The organism is Variovorax sp. Varisp41 (assembly GCF_047325085.1).
Taxonomy (GTDB): domain Bacteria; phylum Pseudomonadota; class Gammaproteobacteria; order Burkholderiales; family Burkholderiaceae_C; genus Variovorax.
In genome coordinates this window covers 4,061,827-4,081,423 of the sequence record NZ_CP168540.1, presented here as the reverse complement: position 1 = coordinate 4,081,423, position 19,597 = coordinate 4,061,827, and the positions used below count along the sequence as shown (strand labels likewise).

Below are 19,597 nucleotides of genomic sequence, written 5' to 3'. Positions count from 1 at the left end.
TCAATGCTCCACGCCCAGGTACGCCCGGATCACGTCTTCGTTGTTGCGCACTTCGTCGGGCGTGCCGTCGCCGATCTTCTTGCCGTAGTCGAGCACCACCACGCGGTCGGAGATGTCCATCACCACACCCATGTCGTGCTCGATCAGCACGATGGTGGTGCCGAACTCGTCGTTCACGTCGAGGATGAAGCGGCTCATGTCCTGCTTCTCCTCCACGTTCATGCCGGCCATCGGCTCGTCGAGCAGCAGCACCTGCGGCTCCATCGCGAGCGCGCGGCCCAGGTCCACGCGCTTCTGCAGGCCGTAGGGCAGGCGGCCCACCGGCGTCTTGCGGTGCGCCTGGATCTCGAGGAAGTCGATGATGTGCTCGACGAACTCGCGCTGCTTGAGCTCCTCGCGCTCGGCCGGGCCCCAGCGCAGCGCCTGCGCGAGCAGGCCGCTCTTCATCTTGAGGTTGCGCCCCGTCATGATGTTGTCGAGCACGCTCATGCCCTTGAACAGCGCGAGGTTCTGGAAGGTGCGCGCCACGCCCATCTCGGCCACCTGGCGCGAGTTCATGTGCTTGAAGGTCTGGCCGCGGAAGGTGATCGAGCCCTGCTGGGGCCAGTACACGCCGTTGATGCAGTTGAGCATCGAGCTCTTGCCCGCGCCGTTGGGCCCGATGATGGCCCGCACCTCGTGCTCGCGCACGTTGAAGCTGATGTCCGTCAGCGCCTTCACGCCGCCGAAGCTCAGGGAGATGTTCTGCACGTCCAGGATGACGTCGCCGGTTTTTCTTGCCATGTCAGGCCGCCTTTGCCATGCCGGGGAAGCGCTTCGCCTCGACGATCTTCAGGGTCGCGCTCACCGCGCCGGTGCGGCCGTCCTCGAACTTCACCTGGGTCTCGATGAACTGCTCGGTCTTGCCGCCGTACAGCGCCTCGACCAGCACCGCGTATTTCTCGGCGATGAAGCCGCGGCGCACCTTGCGCGTGCGGGTCAGCTCGTCGTCGTCGGGGTCGAGCTCCTTGTGCAGCACCAGGAAGCGCGCGATCTGCGTCTCGCCCATGCCGGCTTCCGCCGCCAGGTCGGCATTGACCTTGCCGAGGCACTCGGCGATCAGCGCCAGCACCTCGGGCTTGCCGGCCAGGTCGACGTAGCCGCCGTAGGCCAGGCCGCGGCGCTCGGCCCAGTTGCCCACGGCCTCGAAGTCGATGTTGACGAAGGCGCTGACCTCGTCGCGCGCATGGCCGAAGCACACGGCTTCCTTGATCTGCGGGAAGAACTTGAGCTTGTTCTCGATGTAGTTGGGCGCGAACATCGCGCCGCCCGCGAGCCGCCCCACGTCCTTGGCGCGGTCGATGATCCGCAGGTGCCCTTCGCTGTCGAGCACGCCGGCGTCGCCGGTGTGGAAGTAGCCGTTCGCATCGAGCACCTCGGCCGTGGCGTCGGGGCGCTTGTAGTACTCCTTGAGCACCGAGACGCCGCGCACCAGCACCTCGCCGTCGTCGGCGATCTTGAGTTCGATGCCCGGCGCGGCCGTGCCCACGGTCTGCAGCTTGACCTTGCCGTCCTGCTGCAGGCAGACATAGGCGCAGGTCTCGGTCTGGCCGTAGAACTGCTTGAGGTTGACGCCGATCGAGCGGTAGAAGCGGAACAGGTCGGGCCCGATCGCCGCGCCCGCGGTGTAGGCCACGCGGATGCGGCTCATGCCCAGCACGTTGCGCAGCGGGCCGTAGACCAGCAGGTTGCCCAGGCCGTACAGCAGCCGGTCGCCGGCGCCCACGGGCTGGCCGTTGAGGATGTCGGCGCCCACGCGCTGCGCGAGCGCCATGAACTTCGCATAGAGCCAGCGCTTCGGAGCGGCCGCGTCCTCCATGCGGATCGAGACGGCGGTGAGCAGGCCCTCGAAGGTGCGCGGCGGACCGAAGTAGTAGCTCGGGCCGATCTCGCGCATGTCGTTCATCACCGTGGCGGCCGACTCGGGGCAGTTGAGCGTGAAGCCGCCCACCAGCCACTGCGCCACCGAGAACAGGTGGTCGCCGACCCAGGCCATCGGCAGGTAGCTCATGATGTTGTCGCCGGGGCCGAGCCTGTCGGTCTCCACGCCGCCGCGGCCCGCCGCGATGAAGCTCGCATGCGTCTGGCACACGCCCTTGGGGCGGCCGGTGGTGCCCGAGGTGTAGAGGATCACGCCCACGTCGGTGGCCTCGCCGCTGGCCACCGCGGCGTCGAACACGCCGGGGTGCGCCTGGTCATAGGCGCGGCCGAGTTCGCGCAGCCGGTCGTAGCTGATCAGGCCGGGCTGGTCGTAGTGGCGCAGGCCCTTCGGGTCGTCGTAGACGATGTGGCGGATGCCCTGGCGGCCCTCGCCGCGTGCCACGCGCTCGGCCTGCAGGTCGCGGCACTCGAGCAGCTTGTCGACCTGCTCCTGGTCCTCGACCACCACGAAGTCGATGGCCGCGTCGTCGAGCATGAACACCATCTCGTTGGCCACCGCGTCCTGGTACAGCGGCACCGGCACGCCGCGCAGGCTCTGTGCCGCGACCACCGCCATGTAGAGGTGCGGACGGTTGGCGCCGACGATCGCGAGGTTGTCGAAGGATTGGAAGCCCAGGCTCGCGAGGCCGCACGCGATCTCGCGCACTTCCTGCGCCACGGCGCGCCAGGTCCAGGTCTGCCAGATGCCGAGGTCCTTCTCCCGCACCGCGGGCGACTCGGGCTGCGCTTGCGCATGCGCAAGCAGCAGGCGGGGAAAGGTGAGGGCGTTTGTTTGCACGGTGCGCGGATCGTAGGGCCGCACTTTGACGTCGAGTTGTCGTTCCAACGACAATCCTAGGGACACTACTCCCCGGAGTTTCCCGATGCCGAACGGCAGCCCCTCGCTCAACCTCCCCCTCGCCGCGGGCAGTTCGATCAAGGACCGCGTGCGTCCGCCCAACGCGGCCGAGCTCGAGGGCATCCCCTGGCTGCTCACGCTCACCGCGCCCGAGCGCCGCCGCGCCGAGGCCGCGCTGGTGGTCGGCGAGGCCGAGGTCGGCGATCTCGTGTGCCGCGTGGGGCGTTCGCCCACCTACTGGTTCGGCGTGGTCGAGGGCCTGCTCAAGATGAGCAACGACAACGCCGACGGCGGCTCGGTCACCTACACCGGCGTGCCGCCCGGCGGCTGGTTCGGCGAGGGCACGGTGATGAAGCGCGAACCCTACCGCTACAACATCCAGGCGCTGCGGCGCAGCCTCGTCGCGGGCCTGCCGATCGAGAGCTTCCACTGGCTGCTCGACCATTCGATCGGCTTCAACCGCTTCGTGATGAACCAGCTCAACGAGCGCCTGGGCCAGTTCATCGCCGCGCTCGAGATCGATCGCCTCAACAACCCCGACGCGCGCGTGGCGCGCAACCTGGTCTCGCTGTTCAACCCGGTGCTCTATCCGGGCGTGGGCGAGGTGCTGCGCATCACGCAGCAGGAACTGGCCTACCTCGTGGGCCTGTCGCGCCAGCGCGTGAACGAGGCGCTCAACGGGCTGTCGGCGCAGGGCCTGATCCGCGTCGAGTACGGCGGCCTGCGCGTGCTCGACCTGCCCGGGCTGCGCGCGACGGCGATGACGAGCCGCAAGGCTTCCTCGACAGACACCGGCCACGGAAAGAAATCATGAGCCTGCAAGACCAACTCCAGATCGTTCCCGCCGATGCCGACGTGGCCGGCTTCGTGCCACCGCCGCCGCCCGCGCCCAAGGCCGAGGAGCCGGGCCCCACGCCCGAGCAGCTGGCCGAGCGCAATGCCGCGCTGAGCGAGCGGCTCGAGGCGATGGACGCGCTGCTCGCCAAGCCGCTCAAGGACATCCTCGCCGAGCACGAGAAGGCCGGCGAGTCCGCGCTCGCGTGGGATCGCTTCGGCGCGATGTGGATGCTGTCGCAGCGCGCGATGCGGCGCGTGGCGCTGGACCTGGGCGCGCAGCTCGGCGTGAGCGAACAGGAGATCGTGGCGCGCGCGCTCGCGCATGCGAACGCGGTGCTCAACGGCGCGGACGAGAACGACCTGGGCGGCACGATCGCGCCCGCGCAGATGGGGCACATCGCGCGGCACCGCAACTTCCTGCGCGGGCAGTTCCGCGGCGGTTGAACGCGCGGGTCGCTAGCGCTCGAGCGCCATCTGCTTGAGCTTGTTGTAGAGCGTCGAGCGGCTGATGCCGAGCAGGCGGGCCGCGAGCAGCTTGTTGCCCCTGGTCTCCTGCAGCGCATGGAGCAAGGCCTTCTGCTCGGTCTCGTTCACGGCGGCGTGCAGGTCGTGGCGCGCCGGGGCCACCGTCGCGGTCGACGCAGCAACCGCGGCCGGCCGCGCGCCGTCGTTGAGCAGCATGTGCTCGGCGCGCAGCTCCGAGGCATCGCCAGACACCACGCAGGCGCGTTCGAGCACGTTGCGCAGCTCGCGCACGTTGCCGGGCCAGCCGAAGCGCGCGAGCCGCGCCAGCGCGTCGGGCGCGACGTCCTTCTCGCGCATGCCGAGCGTGGCGCAGAGCTCGGCCAGCAGCAGGTCGACCAGCTCGGGCAGGTCCTCGAGCCGCTCGCGCAGCGGCGGGATCTGGATCGGCACCACGCTCAGGCGGTAGTAGAGGTCGGCGCGGAACTGGCCGGTCTCGACCAGTTGCCGGAGGTCGCGGCTGGTGGCCGCGATCACGCGCAGGTCGAGCGGGATCACGGTGTTGCCGCCGATCGGCTCGATCTCGCGCTCCTGCAGCGCGCGCAGCAGCTTGACCTGGATGCGCATCGGCATGTCGCCGATCTCGTCGAGGAACAAGGTGCCCTTGTCGGCCAGCATCATCTTGCCGGTGCGGCCCTTGGGATGGGCGCCGGTGTAGGCGCCCGGCGCGGAGCCGAAGAACTCGGCCTCCATCAGTTCCTCGGGAATGGCCGCCACGTTGACGCCGATGAAGTTCTGCCGCGCGCGCCGCGAGGCCGCATGGATGCCCTGCGCGACCATCTCCTTGCCCGTGCCGGTCTCGCCGAGCAGCAGCACCGTCGAGTCGGTGGCCGCCACCTGCCGCGCGCTGCGCCGCACCTGCGCGGCTTGCGGGCTCGAGCCGACGAAGTGGCTGAACTCGTACTTCGTGCGGCGCAGCTGGTTGAGCTTCGAGCGCGTGCGCTCGAGCTCGCTCTGCAGCTGCTGGATGCGCGCGAGCATCGGCCGCAGCGGATCGATCTCGTCGAACAGCACGAAGCAGAAGCCGCCGATGACTTCCTGTTCGTCGTTCTTGATCGGAAAGCGCGACACCACGGCCCAGCGGTTGTTGACCTCGATCACGTCGAACGGGATCGAGCGGCCGGTCTCGACCACCTCGGGCATGCGGGTGGTAGGCACCACCGTCGAGATGTGCTGGCCGACCACCGGCCGGTCGGGCTCCAGGCCGATGAAGGCCAGGTAGCGCGCATTGGCCCAGATGACCTTGCTGTCGCGGTCGACCACGAAGGCGCCCTCGGCGAGCTGGCCGAAGAGCTCGAAGAAGGACTGCAGGGCCTGGCCCCGGATGCTCGCCAGGTCGAAGGCCTGGTCTCCCTTGATCTGCAGCATGGCTGACTCCCTTGGTTCGCGGTGCGAATGCCCACCGCGCGCGCAACGACTGTAGTGGCTCCGAATCGCTGTCCAGTTGTTGGACGTTGTGTGCAGTGGCTTGAACACTATTGGACATTGCTCGCACGGTATTCCGCGGGCGTGCCGCATGCGGGTTTGTACGAAGCGCCCGAGTGAAAAGCGCGTCCCTCGGCGAGGGGCGCAGTGTCCGGGCACGCTTTCTGCAAAAACCAGCGCAAGGCACCGAACGATCTCGGTGCCAAGCGATGCCGGGAGACAAGCTGCATGCATGGAAAGAATCGACGCGTGGCCGTGGTGGGCGCAGGGCTCATGGGCGTGGGCATCGCCACCTGCCTGGCGCTTGCCGGTGAAGACGTCGACGTGTTCGATCTCAGCGATGCGCGGCGCGGCGAACTGCCCGCGCTGGCCGAAAAGATCTTCGAGGAATTGATCGCCGCGGGCCGCATCAGCGAGGCCGGGCGCGACGCGGCGCTGGCGCGGATCCGCGTGGTCGCGACGCTCGCGGCGATGGCCGATGCCACGCTGGTCTTCGAGGCGGTCGTCGAGCGGCTCGAGGTCAAGCATGCGCTCTATGCGGAGCTCGAGGCGCTCCTGCCTTCCTATGCGCTGATCGCGAGCAACACCAGCGGCTTCATGCCCGACGTCCTGTGCGAGCGCATGCAGCATCCCGAGCGCTTCCTGGTCGCGCACTTCTGGAATCCCCCGCATGTCATCCCCTTCGTCGAGCTCGTGCCGGCGACCGCGACGGCCCCCGATGCCAGCGCGGCCGTGCGCGAGCGGCTCGAGCATGCCGGCTTCGAGGCGGTGCTGCTGAGCCGGGCCGCGCCCGGCTTCATCGGCAACCGCATCCAGTTCGCGGTGCTGCGCGAGGCGCTGCACCTGGTGCAAAGCGGTGTCGCCGATGCGGCCACCGTCGATACCGTCGTCCGCTCCTGCATCGGACGCCGCTACGCATCGTTCGGCCCCTTCGAGACGGCCGACCTCGGCGGCCTGTGCACCTTCCTCGACATCGCGGGCCACCTGATGCCCGAACTCGAGAGCGACGCCTCGGGGCTGCAACTGTTGAAGGCCATGGTCGCGACCGGCCATTGGGGCGCGGCGGTGGGCCAGGGCTTCTACGAGTGGACGGATGCGCACTGGCAGTCGGTGCGGGAGCGAAGGCTGCGCATGTTGACGGACATGCGCTCGCCGCACTGACCGCCGCCGGTCCGGCCCGCGCCGCCAGCGCGGCAATGCGAGGTGTTTCCCGCCGCGCCCGCGTGGCGACTTTTCGAATTCATCACAAAGAGAGACAAGCATGCACCGAAGCACATCGACCCCCTCGCGGCGCGCCGCTCCAGCCATGCCGTGGGTGCTGGCCCTCGCCGCCGCGGCCTTGCTGGGCGCCTGTGGCGGCGGAAGCAGCGGCGTGACCCTCGGCGCCATCGTTCCGGGCGCGCCCGGGCCGCAGACGCCGGCGGCACCGCCGCCGTCCGTTGAGGCGACACCGCTGGGTTGCGAGCAGATGGCCAGGCTGTCCGTGCCCGCATCGGCGATCGCGCTCGCCACCGGCGGCGCCAAGGTGACGGCGGCCACGCTGGTGCCCGCGGGCGGCAAGGCGCCGAAGAACTACGGCGAGCACTGCAAGCTCAGCGCCGAGATCGCGCCGGTCGATCCCGCCGCGCCGCCGATCAGGATGACCCTGCTGCTGCCCACCGAATGGAACCGCAAGGCGATGATGTACGGCGGTGGCGGCTACGACGGCACCATTCCCGGCGTCGGTGGCAATTTCTCCGCTGGGCCGGTCGATGTTCCCGACCCGATCGGCCGCGGCTATGCGATCTTCGCGAGCGACTCGGGCCACGACGCGGCCACCGATTCGAAGAACCCGGGTGCCTTCGCGCTCAATGAAGAGGCCTTGCGCAACTTCTCGTTCGAGGCCTTGAAGAAGACGCGCGATGCGGCCGTCTTCCTGATCCGCCAGCGCTATGCGCGGGAGCCGGAACGCAGCTACTTCTTGGGCGGTTCGTCGGGCGGTCGCGAGGCGCTGGCGGTGGTGCAGAAATGGCCGACCGATTTCGACGGTGCCATCGCCTTCTATCCGGCCTTCAACGCGGCCGGTCTCGATCTGCAGTTCGGTCGCATCACGCGTGCGCTGGCCAAGCCGGGCGCCTATCCGAGCCTCGCGAAGCGCGCGGCGCTGTTCGATGCGTCGATGCAGGCATGCGACGCCCTCGATGGCGCGAAGGACGGGGTGATCGGCAACCAGAACGCCTGCAACCGACGCTTCGATCCCGCGACGGCCCTGCTCGATGGCCGGCCGCTGCGCTGCCCCGGCGGCGCCGATACCGCGGACGACTGCCTGTCGGACGCGCAGATCGCCGCCTTCAAGGTGATCGACACGCCGGCGATCTTCAACTATCCGCTGGGCAGCGGCGAGAACCAGTATCCGGGCTTCAACGTCTGGGGCGCCGAGTTCGGCCGGCCCGGCACGGGCACCAAGGCCGACGAGACCCAGATGCTCCTCGCGTACCTGGGCCTCGGCGGGAGCGCCCCTGCCTTCCCGATGCCCGAAAGGGCGCCGTACCTCTCGGGATTCTGGGACCAGTGGGTGCGCTTCTTCGTCACGAAGGACCCGGGCTTCGATTCGCTGACGCTCGATCCCGAGAATCCCGGCCCGTGGCAGGCGCGGATCGCGGAGCTCACGCGGCTGCAGGACATCAACCAGGCCGACCTGTCCGCGTTCGCCGCGCATGGCGGCAAGCTGCTGATGGCGCACGGCACGGCCGACCCGTTGGTGACCCCGCGCGCGACCGACCAGTACTTCAACCGGGTGCGCGCCACCATGGGCGCCGAGCGCGTGAAGAGCTTCATGCGCTACTACCAGATCCCGGGCTACGGGCATGGAAGAAGCCTGGTCTTCAACGCCAGCTGGGATTCGCTGGCCGCGCTCGAGAACTGGGTGGAGCAAGGCACGGCACCGAGCGCGCAGACGGTGGCCGATACCCAAGGCGTTCCGGGCCGTACCCGACCGCTTTGCGACTACCCCGCATGGCCCAAGTACAACGGCCGCGGCGACCTCGACCTGGCGGCGAGCTTCTCGTGCGTCGACGAATGAGGGCCTCGCGCATGAAAGAACCCATCGCATCGAAAGAGGTCCGTCGATGAGCGGCTGCATTCTCGAAACACGCCAGCTCACCAAGGAATTCAAGGGTTTCACCGCGGTCAGCAAGGTCGACCTGTCGGTGGTGCGCGGCTCGATCCACGCGCTGATCGGACCCAATGGCGCGGGCAAGACGACCTGCTTCAACCTGCTCACGAAGTTCCTCGAACCCACCAGCGGCACGATCCTCTTCAACGGCCAGGACATCACGGGCGAACGCCCCGCGCAGATCGCGCGGCGCGGCATCATCCGCTCGTTCCAGATCTCGGCCGTGTTCCCGCACCTCACGCTGCTGGAGAACGTGCGCCTGGGGCTGCAGCGCCGCCTGGGCACCTCGTACCACTTCTGGAAGAGCGAGAAGTCGCTCGAGCCCTTGAACGCCCGGGCGCGCGAGCTGCTCGCCGAGGTGGGCCTCGAAGAACTCGCCGAAGAGCAGACCGTGAACCTGCCCTACGGCCGCAAGCGCGCGCTCGAGATCGCGACCACGCTCGCGATGGAGCCCGAGCTCATGCTGCTGGACGAACCCACGCAGGGCATGGGCCATGAGGACGTGCACCGCGTGGCCGAGCTGATCAAGCGCGTGTCGGCGGGCCGCACCATCCTGATGGTCGAGCACAACATGAGCGTGGTCTCGACCATCGCCGACACCATCACCGTGCTGCAGCGCGGCGCCGTGCTGGCCGAAGGCCCCTACGCCGAAGTCTCGAAGAACCCGCAGGTCATGGAGGCCTACATGGGCACCACCGACGGCCAACTGCAGGGAGGCCACTGATGACCGCCGCACTCGAGATCAAGGGCCTGCAAGCCTGGTACGGCGAATCGCATGTGCTGCATGGCGTCGACATGATCGTGCAGCCGGGCGAGGTCGTCACCTTGCTGGGCCGCAACGGCGCGGGCCGCACGACCACGCTGCGCGCGATCATGGGCCTGACCGGCGCGCGCAAGGGCAGCATAGAGGTCAATGGCCGGGAGACGATCGCGATGCCCACGCACCGCATCGCGCACCTGGGCATCGGCTACTGCCCCGAGGAGCGCGGCATCTTCGCGAGCCTGTCGTGCGAAGAGAACCTGATGCTGCCGCCGGAGCTCAAGGGCGCGGGGCAGGGCATGTCGGTCGACGAGATCTACGCGATGTTCCCGAACCTGGCGGAGCGCCGCCACAGCCAGGGCACGCGGCTGTCGGGTGGCGAGCAGCAGATGCTGGCGGTGGCGCGCATCCTGCGCACGGGCGCCAAGCTGCTGTTGCTCGACGAGATCTCCGAAGGCCTGGCGCCGGTGATCGTGCAGGCGCTCGCGCGAATGATCACGACCTTGCGTTCCAAGGGCTACACCATCGTGATGGTGGAGCAGAACTTCCGCTTCGCGGCGCCGCTGGCCGATCGCTTCTACGTGATGGAGCATGGCCGCATCGCCCTGAAGTTCGGCGCGGCCGAGCTCGAAGCCCGGATGCCCGTGCTCACCGAACTGCTCGGTGTTTAGCGATCCCCATTCATCCACCAAGGAGGCAATCCCATGAAACAACGCAACCCATTCATCGCCACCGCCATCGGCCTCGGCATCCTGGCGCTCGGCGCGGCCAGCGCGGCACAGGCGCAGGAGAAGGTCAAGATCGGCTTCATCACCGACATGTCCGGCCTCTACGCCGACCTCGAAGGCAAGAACGGCGCGACGGCGATCCAGATGGCGATCGACGACTTCGGCGGCAAGGTCAATGGCCTGCCGATCGAGCTGCTGACCGCCGACCACCAGAACAAGGCCGACATCGCCGCGTCGAAGGCGCGCGAATGGATCGACACGCAGGGCCTGAGCATGGTGTTCAGCGGCACCAACTCCGGCACCGCGCTCGCGACCGCGAAGGTGGCGACCGAGAAGAAGCGCGTGCACTTCAACAACGGCGCCGCGTCTTCCGCGCTCACCAACGAACAGTGCAGCCCCTACACCGTGCACTACGCCTACGACACGGTCGCGCTGGCCAAGGGCACGGGCGCGGCGGTGGTCGACCGCGGCGGCAAGAGCTGGTTCTTCCTGACCGCCGACTACGCCTTCGGCGCCGCGCTCGAGGCCGACACCACCACGGTGATCAAGGAGAAGGGCGGCACGGTGGTCGGTGGCGTCAAGCATCCGCTCAACGCCTCCGACTTCTCGTCCTTCCTGCTGCAGGCGCAGAACTCCAAGGCACAGATCCTGGGCCTGGCCAATGCCGGCGGCGACACCATCAATTCGATCAAGGCCGCCAGGGAGTTCGGCATCAACAAGACCATGAAGACCGCCGGCCTGCTGGTGTTCCTCACCGACATCCACAGCCTGGGCCTGAAGAACACCGAGGGCCTGCTGCACACCACGAGCTGGTACTGGGACCTGAACGACGACACGCGCAAGTTCGCCAACCGCTTCTTCGAGAAGACCAGGCGCATGCCGACCGACGTGCAGGCCGCCGACTACTCAGCCACCACCACCTATCTGAAGGCGGTGGCCGCTGCGAAGACCACCGACGCCGACAAGGTGATGGCGCAGCTCAGGAGCATGAAGATCGACGACTTCTACGGCAAGGGCCAGATCCGCGCCGACGGCAGCTTCATCCACGACATGTACCTGGTGGAGGCGAAGTCGCCGGCCGAGTCGAAGAAGCCCTGGGACTACCTGAAGGTGCTCAAGACGCTGCCGGGCGACCAGGTCTTCACGACCAAGGCCGAGAGCAAGTGCGCGCTCTGGAAGTGATCGACCCCTGCGGGCCCGCGCGGGCCCGCGCTTGCTGAATCCCCTATGACCATTTCCCTTCCCGCCCTGTTGAGCCAGCTCCTCCTGGGGCTGGTCAACGGCTCCTTCTATGCCATCCTGAGCCTCGGGCTGGCCGTCATCTTCGGCCTGCTCAACGTCATCAACTTCGCGCACGGCGCGCTGTTCATGCTCGGCGCGGTGCTCACCTGGATGGCGATGGAATATTTCGGCATCAACTACTGGGTGATGCTGATCGCCGCGCCCATCGTCATCGGCCTGTTCGGGGTGGTGATCGAGCGGCTGCTGCTGCGCTGGATCTACAAGCTCGACCATCTCTACGGCCTGCTGCTCACGCTGGGCCTCACGCTGCTCATCGAGGGCGTGTTCCGCTCCATCTACGGCGTCTCGGGCCTGGCTTACGACGCGCCCGAGGCGCTGTCGAGCGCCACCGACCTGGGCTTCATGGTGCTGCCCAACTACCGTGCCTGGGTGGTCGTGGCCTCGCTGGTCGTGTGCATCGCCACCTGGTTCGTGATCGAGAAGACCCGCATCGGCGCCTACCTGCGCGCGGGCACCGAGAACCCGCGGCTCGTGGAGGCCTTCGGCGTCAACGTGCCGCTGATGATCACGCTGACCTATGCCTTCGGCGCGGGCCTCGCCGCCTTCGCGGGCGTGCTGGCCGCGCCGGTGATCCAGGTCTCGCCGCTGATGGGCCAGAACCTGATCATCGTCGTGTTCGCCGTCGTCGTGATCGGCGGCATGGGCTCGATCATGGGCGCCATCCTCACCGGGCTGGGGCTGGGCGTGATCGAGGGCTTCACCAAGGTCTTCTATCCCGAGGCCTCGTCCACCGTCGTGTTCGTGATCATGGTCATCGTGCTGCTGGTGCGTCCTGCCGGCCTGTTCGGCAAAGAGAAGTGAGAGCGGGCGCATGAACATGAAAAAGATCTCCACCGTCGTCTACGGCCTGCTGCTCGTCGCGCTGGTGCTGGCGCCGTTCTTCGGCGCCTACCCGGTGTTCGTGATGAAGCTGCTGTGCTTCGCGCTGTTCGCCTCGGCCTTCAACCTGCTACTGGGCTTCACCGGGCTGCTGTCCTTCGGCCATGCGGCCTTCCTCGGCGGCTCGGCCTACGTGGCCGGCCATGCGATCAAGGTCTGGGGCCTCACGCCCGAGCTGGGCCTGATCGCGGGCACGCTGGTGGGCGCGCTGCTGGGCTGGCTGTTCGGCGTGCTGGCCATCCGCCGCCAGGGCATCTACTTCGCGATGATCACGCTGGCCTTGGCGCAGATGATGTTCTTCGTCGCGCTGCAGGCCAGGTTCACGGGCGGCGAGGACGGCCTGCAGGGCGTGCCGCGCGGCAAGCTGTTCGGCCTCATCGACCTGAGCAACGACCTCACGATGTACTACGTCGCGCTGGCGATCGTGGCGGCCGCCTTCCTGCTGATCGTGCGCACCATCCACTCGCCGTTCGGGCAGGTGTTGAAGGGCATCAAGGAGAACGAGCCGCGCGCGCTGTCGCTGGGCTACGACGTGGCGCGCTTCAAGCTGCTGGCCTTCGTGATCTCGGCGGCGCTGTCGGGGCTGGCGGGTTCGCTCAAGACGCTGGTGCTGGGCTTCGCGACCCTGTCGGATGTGCACTGGACCGCGTCGGGCCAGGTGATCCTGATGACGCTGGTGGGCGGGCTGGGCACCTTGTCGGGCCCGCTGGTGGGCTCGGCCGTGGTGGTGCTGCTGGAGAACAAGATCGGCGAGCTGGGCAACCTGCTCGCGCGCATCACCACCATCGACTGGTTCAACACGCTGGGCGAGTCGGTGACCATGGTCACGGGCCTGATCTTCGTGATCTGCGTGCTCGCCTTCCGCAAGGGAATCATGGGCGAACTGAACAGCCTGATCGAGCGCCTCGCCGAGGGCCGCAAGCGCGGCAGGTAGCCGCGGTCCCTCTCCCTTTTTTCACGACCAGCGAGGTGTCGATGTAGAGCGCAAACCCAACCCGGAAAGTCAGCAACTCAAGGAGGCAACATGAAAAGAAAGTTCGAAACGTTGTTCGTGGGCCAGGCCCTGTTCAAGACGGTATGGCGCACGGCCTGGGCGACGGTGGTCGTCGGGGCCCTGGCAGCCTGTGGTGGTGGAGGCGGCAACGACAATGCGAATGCCGCGGCGATCGCGGCGGTCGTCGCCGCCAACGCGGCCGGGTCCTCGGGCCCGCCTCCACCCGCGGTCGTGCCCGCGCCGCCGGTCGAGCCGTCGGTGCCAACGGAAGTGGCTCCTCCCGAAAAGAAGACCAAATGGGCCACGACCTGGCAGGTCGCGCTGTACCGCAACATCCCGCAGAACGAAAACTCCGACACGGTCCGGATGCGCATCCGGACGAGCGTGGGCGGCGAGGGCGTCCGGATCCGGCTGTCCAATGTCTTCGGCACCGCCACCATGCGCGTCGACCATGCCAGCGTGGCGCTGCCCGATGACGGCGACGCCTCGGACCCGACGGCCATCGACCTCGGTACGCGCAAGGTCCTGACCTTCAACGGCAAGACGCTGGCCGAGGTTCCCGCGGGGACGGAGCTGCTGAGCGATCCCGTGTCGATGAACGTGCCGAAGCTTTCCGACCTGCTGATCACCCTGCATTTCCAGGGGAGCACCCAGTATGCGGACATGCACATGGAAAGTGCCGTCCCGCTTCCCAGGTACTTCGTGGTGAGGAAGCGCGATGTCTCGGGCGAAGCATCGATCAAGGCGGCGGCGCCGAACTATCAGACCTACGACGGGGCCTTCAGCCTCAGCGAGGTCAAGGTGCTCGCGCCCGCGCAAGCCCGGGTCGTGATTGCCATGAGCGAATCGATCACGGCCGGATTCGGCGCCAAGGACATTCAGGAGCCATGGCCCGCCGTCTTGTCGAAGCTGGCGAATTCCAATGGCGAACTGCTCGGCGTGGGCAATGCGGGCATCAGTGGCAATGCCATGATCAGCTTCGAAAACGGACCCTCCTTGCGCAGCCGGTTCGAGCGCGACGTGCTGTCCCGCGATCCGACCGACATCGTCATCCTGGCCGGCGACAACGACCTCAACCAGCGCAAGACGCCGGACCAGATCATCGAGCACTACAAGTATTTCGTTGAAACGGCCCGCGCCAGGAAGATCAAGGTCTATGGGGGCGTCAACACGCCGATCGGGAACATTCCCGGCATCGGGGAAGCGGGGAGGACCGGTTTTGTCGACGACCCCACCAACTACGGCAAGTGGCTCAAGATCAACGAATGGATCAAGACACCCGGAAACTTCGATGGCGTCATCGATTTCCCCGCGGTGGTGAGCAATCCCGCGAGCATGCCGCTCGCGCTCTCGAGCGATTGCTACATGCCGAGCAGTCCCATCCACCTGAACACGCGCGGTCTCGACGTGATGGGGACCCTGGCCTACGACGTCCTGTACGGAAAGAAGGAGAAGCCGGCCGCGCCTTGCAACGGGCTCGAATTCCCGCCATCCAACTGAACGGACCGGGCATGGAGGAGGGCGGCGGCGTCTCCTCGGCGCGATGACTATCATCGCCCCATGCCCACCTCCCACCTCTACCTCATCACCGGCGCATCGCGCGGCCTCGGCCGCGCCATGGCCGAACAGCTGCTGCAGCCCGGCCACGTCCTGCTGTGCATCTCGCGCCGCCAGAGCCCCGAGCTCGCCGAACAGGCGAAGGCGGCCGGCGTCGAACTCGTGCAATGGGAACAGGACCTGTCCGATCCCGTCGCCTCGGCCGCGCGCCTGCGCGAATGGCTGGCGGCGCAGGACGCCCAGCGCTTCGACGCCGTCACGCTGATCAACAACGCGGGCACGGTCGGCAATCCGGCGCCGCTCGCGGCCGCGGTCGATGCCGAGCTCTCGCAGGCGCTGCGCATCGGGCTCGAAGCGCCACTGCTGCTGACGGCGGCCTTCCTCGGCGGTACGCGCGGCTGGCGCGGCGCGCGCAAGGTGCTCAACATCTCCTCGGGCCTGGGCCGCAACGCGATGGGCAGCCAGGCACCGTACTGCGCGGCCAAGGCCGGCATGGACCACTACTCGCGCGCGGTCGCGCTCGAGGAGGCGAACCTGCCGAACGGCGCGCGCATCGTGTCGCTGGCGCCCGGCGTGATCGACACCGACATGCAGGTGCAACTGCGTGGCGCCTCGGCCGAGAACTTCCCCGACCGCACGCGCTTCGAGAAGCTCAAGAGCGAGGGCCTGCTCGACAGCCCCGCGAGCGCGGCCGCGAAGGTGCTCAAGTACCTCGCGCGCGCGGACTTCGGCGCCAAGCCGGTGGCCGACGTGCGCGATCCGGACTGAGCACCCGCGCCATGGCCACCGCCCAGGGCATCGACACCGGCGAGTACAAGCTCTTTCCCTCGCCGCGCAACCGGCACCGCGTCGTCTTCACGCACCAGGTCTTCGTGCCGTACCCGTACGCGCTGATCGTGATGGACGAATTCGGTTTCCAGGGCCGCTACAGCCTGTTCGCGGCCTGCCGCGCGAGCGACGGCAAGATGGGCCAGCTCGCGGCCTTCGAGCTCGAGTCGGACGTGGCGGTGTTCAACCGCAAGTTCGTGCCGGACTGAGACGGGCTCCGGATGACGAGAACGTAACCGGGCGGATAAGTCCGCGTCGGTTTGCTTTCCTAGTGTGTGGGCGTGGAGAGATCGACGCCCCGGATGGCACGCCCACGCACCTCGCCGTATCTCCACCCCCGCGCCTGACATCCAGCCGCGGGGAACAACCACAGGAGATATGCATGTCGAACAGAAAAATCCTCGCGCTCGCGGCCGCTTCTGCCCTGGCTGGCCTCGTGCCGGCCGTGGCCCTTGCCCAGCAGAGCGTGCAGCACGTCGATGCGCCTTCGCACTTCGCGGCCAACGAAGCGGGCATCAAGACCCATGCGGAACTGGCCGGCTCGGGCAAGTCGACGGACCAGGTCGGCCAGGAGCTGGCGACGGCGCGAAGCGATCCGAAATGGAAGAACTTCCTGGCCTACGGCACGCCGGTTCCGGCGACCAATGCCCAGCCGAAGACGCGCGCCGAAGTGACGGCCGAACTCGAGCGTGCGCAGCGGCACCCCGGATGGGACCGGGCTTCGCGCTCGGGCGCGCCGCTGGTGCTGCCCGCCGCGCCGATGCCCGTGTCGGCGCGCTGAGGTCCGGCGTCGCGCTTACTCGATGGTCGCGCCCGAGGCCTGCACGATGCCCTTCCACTTCTCGTAGTCGGTCTTGAGCAGCGTGCCGAACTGCTCGGGCGTCATGCTCTGCGGTTCGGCGCCCTGCGCGATGATCGCGGCCTGCATCTCGGGCGTGGCCAGCAGCTTGTTGACCTCGGCGTTCAGGGTGGCGATCACGTCCTTGGGCGTCTTGGCCGGCACGAACAGGCCGTACCAGGTGCTCACGTCGAAGCCCTTGTAGCCGAGCTCGGCCACGGTGGGCGTGTCGGGCAGCGAGCTGCTGCGCTTGGCCGAGGTCACGGCCAGCGGGCGCAGCTTGCCGGCCTTGATCTGGGCCATGGCCGAAGGCACCGACGACACCATCAGGTCGACGTTGCCCGCGAGCACGTCCATCATGGCTGCGTTCGAACCCTTGTAGGGCACGTGGCGCATCTTGATCTTGGCCGCGCCGTTGAAGATCTCGCCGGCCAGGTGGATGGTGGTGCCGTTGCCGGGCGAGCCGTAGGTGACGGTGTCGGGCGCGGCGCGCGCGGCCTTCACCACGTCGTCGAGCGTCTTGTACTTGGAGTTGGCCTGCGTGACGATCACCACGGGCGTGAAGGCCACGTGGGCCACCGCGGTCAGGTCCTTGGTCGGCTCGTAGCTGAGGTTCTTGTAGAGCCAGGGCGCGACGACCATGTTGTCCTTCTGGCCCATCACGATGTCGTAGCCCGTGGGCGCGGCGCGCGCGGCCTCGGCGATGCCGATGGTGCCGCCGGCGCCCGCGCGGTTGTCGGGCACCACGGTCCAGTGGTTGGTCTCGGTGAGCTTCTGGGCCACCAGGCGCGCCAGGATGTCGGTGCCGCCGCCGGGCGGGAAGGGCACGATCATGCGCACGGGTTTGGCGGGCCAGGCCTGGGCCTGGGCGGTGGAGGCGGCGCCGAAGGCCAGCGGAAGCGCCAGCGCGAGGGCCAGCGGACGAAGGAGTCTGCGGATCATGGGTGTTGTCTCTGCTCTAGGGGTTGGGGCCTGGCGCCGGCCACCGGGGCGGGTCTCGCCGCGCCGGGGATGCAGTGTGCCGGAAGCGCTCGGCGCGGGTTTTCGCGCTTCGCGATGGCCCTCGTCTCGGTGCGCGCTGGCCCGGGGACGGCGATTCTCTCCGATGAGCCCGCGCGGCGCCGCGGCAACGGCTTTGTGACGAGCCTTGACGCGGCTTGACAGGGCGCCCGGGGCGATCGAATACTTCACCGAACGGTTGAGTATTCATTGCTGCCCACAACAGGAGGCTCCATGCTCGGAAACATCGATGCCGTGGCCAATCTCGCGGTGAAGGACCTGGCGGCGGCGCGCCGCTTCTACGAGGACACGCTGGGCCTGGCCCAGGTCGACGCCGAGGGCGACGAGGTCATCGTCTACCGCAGCGGCAACACGCGCCTCAACGTGTACCGCTCGTCGTTCGCCGGCACCAACCAGGCGACGGCCGTCACCTGGCAGGTGGGGGCGGACATCGAGCGCCTCGTCGCCGCCCTCCGGGCCAAGGGCGTGCGCTTCGAGCGCTACGACATGCCCGGCACGCGGCACGAGGGCGACCTCCATGTCATGGGCGACATGAAGGTCGCGTGGTTCAAGGACCCCGACGGGAACATCCTGAACCTGATCAACGGCTGATCGATCAGCCGAAGTTCTTCTCGGCGAAGCCCCAGTTGACCAGCTTGGCCAGGAAGGTCTCGACGAACTTCGGACGCAGGTTGCGGTAGTCGATGTAGTAGGCGTGTTCCCAGACGTCGACCGTCAGCAGCGCCGTGTCGGCGGTCGTCAGCGGCGTGCCGGCGGCGCCGGTGTTCACGATGTCCACGCTGCCGTCGGCCTTCTTCACCAGCCAGGTCCAGCCCGAGCCGAAGTTGCCCACGGCCGACTTCACGAAGGCTTCCTTGAAAGCGTCGTAGCTGCCCCACTTGGCATCGATGGCCTTGGCCAGCGCGCCACTGGGAGCGCCGCCGCCTTGCGGCTTCATGCAGTTCCAGAAGAAGGTGTGGTTCCAGATCTGGGCCGAGTTGTTGTAGATGCCGCCGCTGGACTTCTTGACGATCTCCTCGAGCGTCATCGACTCGAACTCGGTGCCCTTCTGCAGGTTGTTGAGGTTCACCACGTAGGCGTTGTGGTGCTTGCCGTAGTGGTACTCGAGGGTCTCCTTCGAGTACTCGGGTGCCAGTGCGTCGAGGGCGTAGGGCAGGGGAGGCAGGGTGTGTTCCATCGTGGGGTCCTTCTGGTTGGTAAAAAAGAAAAAGATGCGGGTCGGGCGCTCAGCCGGCGCCCTTGCCCGCCTTGGGTACGACGCGGTACGCGCAGCGCCGCGCGCCCGCGAGCACGTGCTCGACGCGGCTCACGGCCACGTCGGGCCCGAGCACCTCGTCGAAGAGCTGCAGCTCGCTGCGGCAGAAGCCCGTGCAGGCGCGCGCCGCGGTACAGATCGGGCAGTGGTTCTCGATGAAGAGGAAGCCCTCGCCCTCGTCGTCGGGGCGGTACTCGGCCATGTAGCCCTCGCGGCTGCGCACCTCGGCCAGCCGCTCCAGCCGCGCGGCGATGCCGCGCGCGCCGCGCAGGGCCTCGCGGTAGCTGGCGCGCATGGCCTCCTCGCGCGCGCCGATCAGCTGGTCCATGCCCTTCTCGCCGAACACCTGGATCACGGCGCTGATCATCTGCACCGTCATCTCGGCATGCGTGTCGGGAAAGCGCGCGTGGCCCGAGGCCGTGAGCCGCCAGATCTGCGTCGGCCGGCCGCGCCCGGCGCTGCGGCTCTCGGCGTCGACCAGGCCCTCGGCCTGCAGCTTGGCCATCTGCTGGCGCACCGCCTCCACCGTGACCTGCAGCACCTTGGCGATGTCGGGGATGCCGAGCGCGCCGCGGGTCTTGAGCGTCGAGAGGATGCGGTCGGCCGGCTGGTGCGGGGTCCAGGCGGTCTTGGCGTCGGCGGTGTCGTTGGCGGACATGGCGCGGTCTTCGTGGGGAGCG

Annotated in this window: 20 protein-coding genes; 14 read left to right on the top strand and 6 right to left on the bottom strand. The window is 68.0% G+C overall.

The window, feature by feature from the left end; genetic code table 11:
* A complete protein-coding gene (locus tag ACEN9J_RS18850) occupies window positions 1-783 on the bottom strand; it encodes an ABC transporter ATP-binding protein (RefSeq protein ID WP_057597139.1) in 783 nt (260 codons plus the stop codon).
* Between the two features lies 1 nt (window position 784).
* On the bottom strand, window positions 785-2,758 hold the full coding sequence (locus ACEN9J_RS18845) for an AMP-dependent synthetase/ligase (RefSeq protein ID WP_261215420.1): 1,974 nt from the start codon (window positions 2,756-2,758) through the stop codon (window positions 785-787).
* Between the two features lie 85 nt (window positions 2,759-2,843).
* Between ACEN9J_RS18845 and ACEN9J_RS18840 the strand changes: the two genes are divergently transcribed.
* On the top strand, window positions 2,844-3,632 hold the full coding sequence (locus ACEN9J_RS18840) for a Crp/Fnr family transcriptional regulator (protein WP_057597138.1): 789 nt from the start codon (window positions 2,844-2,846) through the stop codon (window positions 3,630-3,632).
* The gene (locus ACEN9J_RS18835; protein WP_057597137.1) at window positions 3,629-4,099 is read left to right on the top strand and encodes a hypothetical protein; all 471 of its coding nucleotides are present in this window, start codon (window positions 3,629-3,631) and stop codon (window positions 4,097-4,099) included. The genes ACEN9J_RS18840 and ACEN9J_RS18835 overlap by 4 nt, the downstream gene beginning before the upstream one ends.
* Before the next feature lie 12 nt (window positions 4,100-4,111).
* Here the strand turns inward: ACEN9J_RS18835 and ACEN9J_RS18830 are convergent, their stop codons facing one another.
* Window positions 4,112-5,545 carry a sigma-54 interaction domain-containing protein gene (locus tag ACEN9J_RS18830; protein ID WP_057597136.1) on the bottom strand — a complete coding sequence of 478 codons (1,434 nt, stop codon included), beginning with the start codon at window positions 5,543-5,545 and terminating at the stop codon, window positions 4,112-4,114.
* 285 nt (window positions 5,546-5,830) lie between these two features.
* Here ACEN9J_RS18830 and ACEN9J_RS18825 point away from each other — a divergent pair, with 285 nt between their 5' ends.
* The 11 genes from ACEN9J_RS18825 (at window position 5,831) to ACEN9J_RS18775 (ending at window position 16,585) form a co-directional block, all read left to right on the top strand.
* On the top strand, window positions 5,831-6,763 hold the full coding sequence (locus tag ACEN9J_RS18825) for a 3-hydroxyacyl-CoA dehydrogenase family protein (RefSeq protein WP_082322037.1): 933 nt from the start codon (window positions 5,831-5,833) through the stop codon (window positions 6,761-6,763).
* Between the two features lie 100 nt (window positions 6,764-6,863).
* Window positions 6,864-8,663, top strand: coding sequence for a tannase/feruloyl esterase family alpha/beta hydrolase (locus ACEN9J_RS18820; RefSeq protein WP_413761749.1), 1,800 nt, complete (start codon window positions 6,864-6,866; stop codon window positions 8,661-8,663).
* A gap of 46 nt (window positions 8,664-8,709) precedes the next feature.
* Complete coding sequence (locus ACEN9J_RS18815) at window positions 8,710-9,480, top strand: ABC transporter ATP-binding protein (RefSeq protein WP_413761748.1); 771 nt, start codon at window positions 8,710-8,712, stop codon at window positions 9,478-9,480.
* Window positions 9,480-10,187 carry an ABC transporter ATP-binding protein gene (locus ACEN9J_RS18810; RefSeq protein WP_413761747.1) on the top strand — a complete coding sequence of 236 codons (708 nt, stop codon included), beginning with the start codon at window positions 9,480-9,482 and terminating at the stop codon, window positions 10,185-10,187. Before ACEN9J_RS18815 ends, ACEN9J_RS18810 begins: the two co-directional genes overlap by 1 nt.
* A gap of 33 nt (window positions 10,188-10,220) precedes the next feature.
* Window positions 10,221-11,426, top strand: a complete 1,206-nt coding sequence (locus ACEN9J_RS18805) for an ABC transporter substrate-binding protein (RefSeq protein ID WP_413761746.1) — start codon at window positions 10,221-10,223, stop codon at window positions 11,424-11,426.
* Window positions 11,427-11,471: 45 nt separating this feature from the next.
* Window positions 11,472-12,347: a branched-chain amino acid ABC transporter permease gene (locus tag ACEN9J_RS18800; protein ID WP_057597932.1), complete on the top strand. Its 876-nt coding sequence runs from the start codon at window positions 11,472-11,474 to the stop codon at window positions 12,345-12,347.
* A 10-nt stretch (window positions 12,348-12,357) separates the two neighbouring features.
* Window positions 12,358-13,359, top strand: a complete 1,002-nt coding sequence (locus ACEN9J_RS18795; protein WP_261215096.1) for a branched-chain amino acid ABC transporter permease — start codon at window positions 12,358-12,360, stop codon at window positions 13,357-13,359.
* 90 nt (window positions 13,360-13,449) lie between these two features.
* Window positions 13,450-14,919 (top strand): GDSL-type esterase/lipase family protein, encoded by a 1,470-nt coding sequence (locus ACEN9J_RS18790; RefSeq protein ID WP_413761745.1) that lies wholly within the window; start codon window positions 13,450-13,452, stop codon window positions 14,917-14,919.
* 60 nt (window positions 14,920-14,979) lie between these two features.
* On the top strand, window positions 14,980-15,744 hold the full coding sequence (locus ACEN9J_RS18785) for an SDR family NAD(P)-dependent oxidoreductase (RefSeq protein ID WP_057597807.1): 765 nt from the start codon (window positions 14,980-14,982) through the stop codon (window positions 15,742-15,744).
* Window positions 15,745-15,755: 11 nt separating this feature from the next.
* Complete coding sequence (locus ACEN9J_RS18780) at window positions 15,756-16,013, top strand: hypothetical protein (RefSeq protein ID WP_057597808.1); 258 nt, start codon at window positions 15,756-15,758, stop codon at window positions 16,011-16,013.
* A 173-nt stretch (window positions 16,014-16,186) separates the two neighbouring features.
* A complete protein-coding gene (locus ACEN9J_RS18775) occupies window positions 16,187-16,585 on the top strand; it encodes a hypothetical protein (RefSeq protein WP_413761744.1) in 399 nt (132 codons plus the stop codon).
* Window positions 16,586-16,600: 15 nt separating this feature from the next.
* On the opposite strand, the gene ACEN9J_RS18770 is transcribed toward ACEN9J_RS18775, so the two are convergent.
* On the bottom strand, window positions 16,601-17,584 hold the full coding sequence (locus ACEN9J_RS18770) for a Bug family tripartite tricarboxylate transporter substrate binding protein (protein WP_261215100.1): 984 nt from the start codon (window positions 17,582-17,584) through the stop codon (window positions 16,601-16,603).
* Between the two features lie 291 nt (window positions 17,585-17,875).
* Here ACEN9J_RS18770 and ACEN9J_RS18765 point away from each other — a divergent pair, with 291 nt between their 5' ends.
* Entirely contained in the window at window positions 17,876-18,253 is a 378-nt protein-coding gene (locus ACEN9J_RS18765) for a VOC family protein (RefSeq protein WP_261215102.1), read from the top strand.
* A 4-nt stretch (window positions 18,254-18,257) separates the two neighbouring features.
* Here the strand turns inward: ACEN9J_RS18765 and ACEN9J_RS18760 are convergent, their stop codons facing one another.
* Together ACEN9J_RS18760 and ACEN9J_RS18755 are read right to left on the bottom strand one after the other, a co-directional pair.
* A complete protein-coding gene (locus ACEN9J_RS18760; RefSeq protein ID WP_413761743.1) occupies window positions 18,258-18,839 on the bottom strand; it encodes a superoxide dismutase in 582 nt (193 codons plus the stop codon).
* Between the two features lie 49 nt (window positions 18,840-18,888).
* Window positions 18,889-19,575, bottom strand: coding sequence for a helix-turn-helix transcriptional regulator (locus tag ACEN9J_RS18755; protein ID WP_413761742.1), 687 nt, complete (start codon window positions 19,573-19,575; stop codon window positions 18,889-18,891).
* Window positions 19,576-19,597 lie beyond the last annotated feature (22 nt).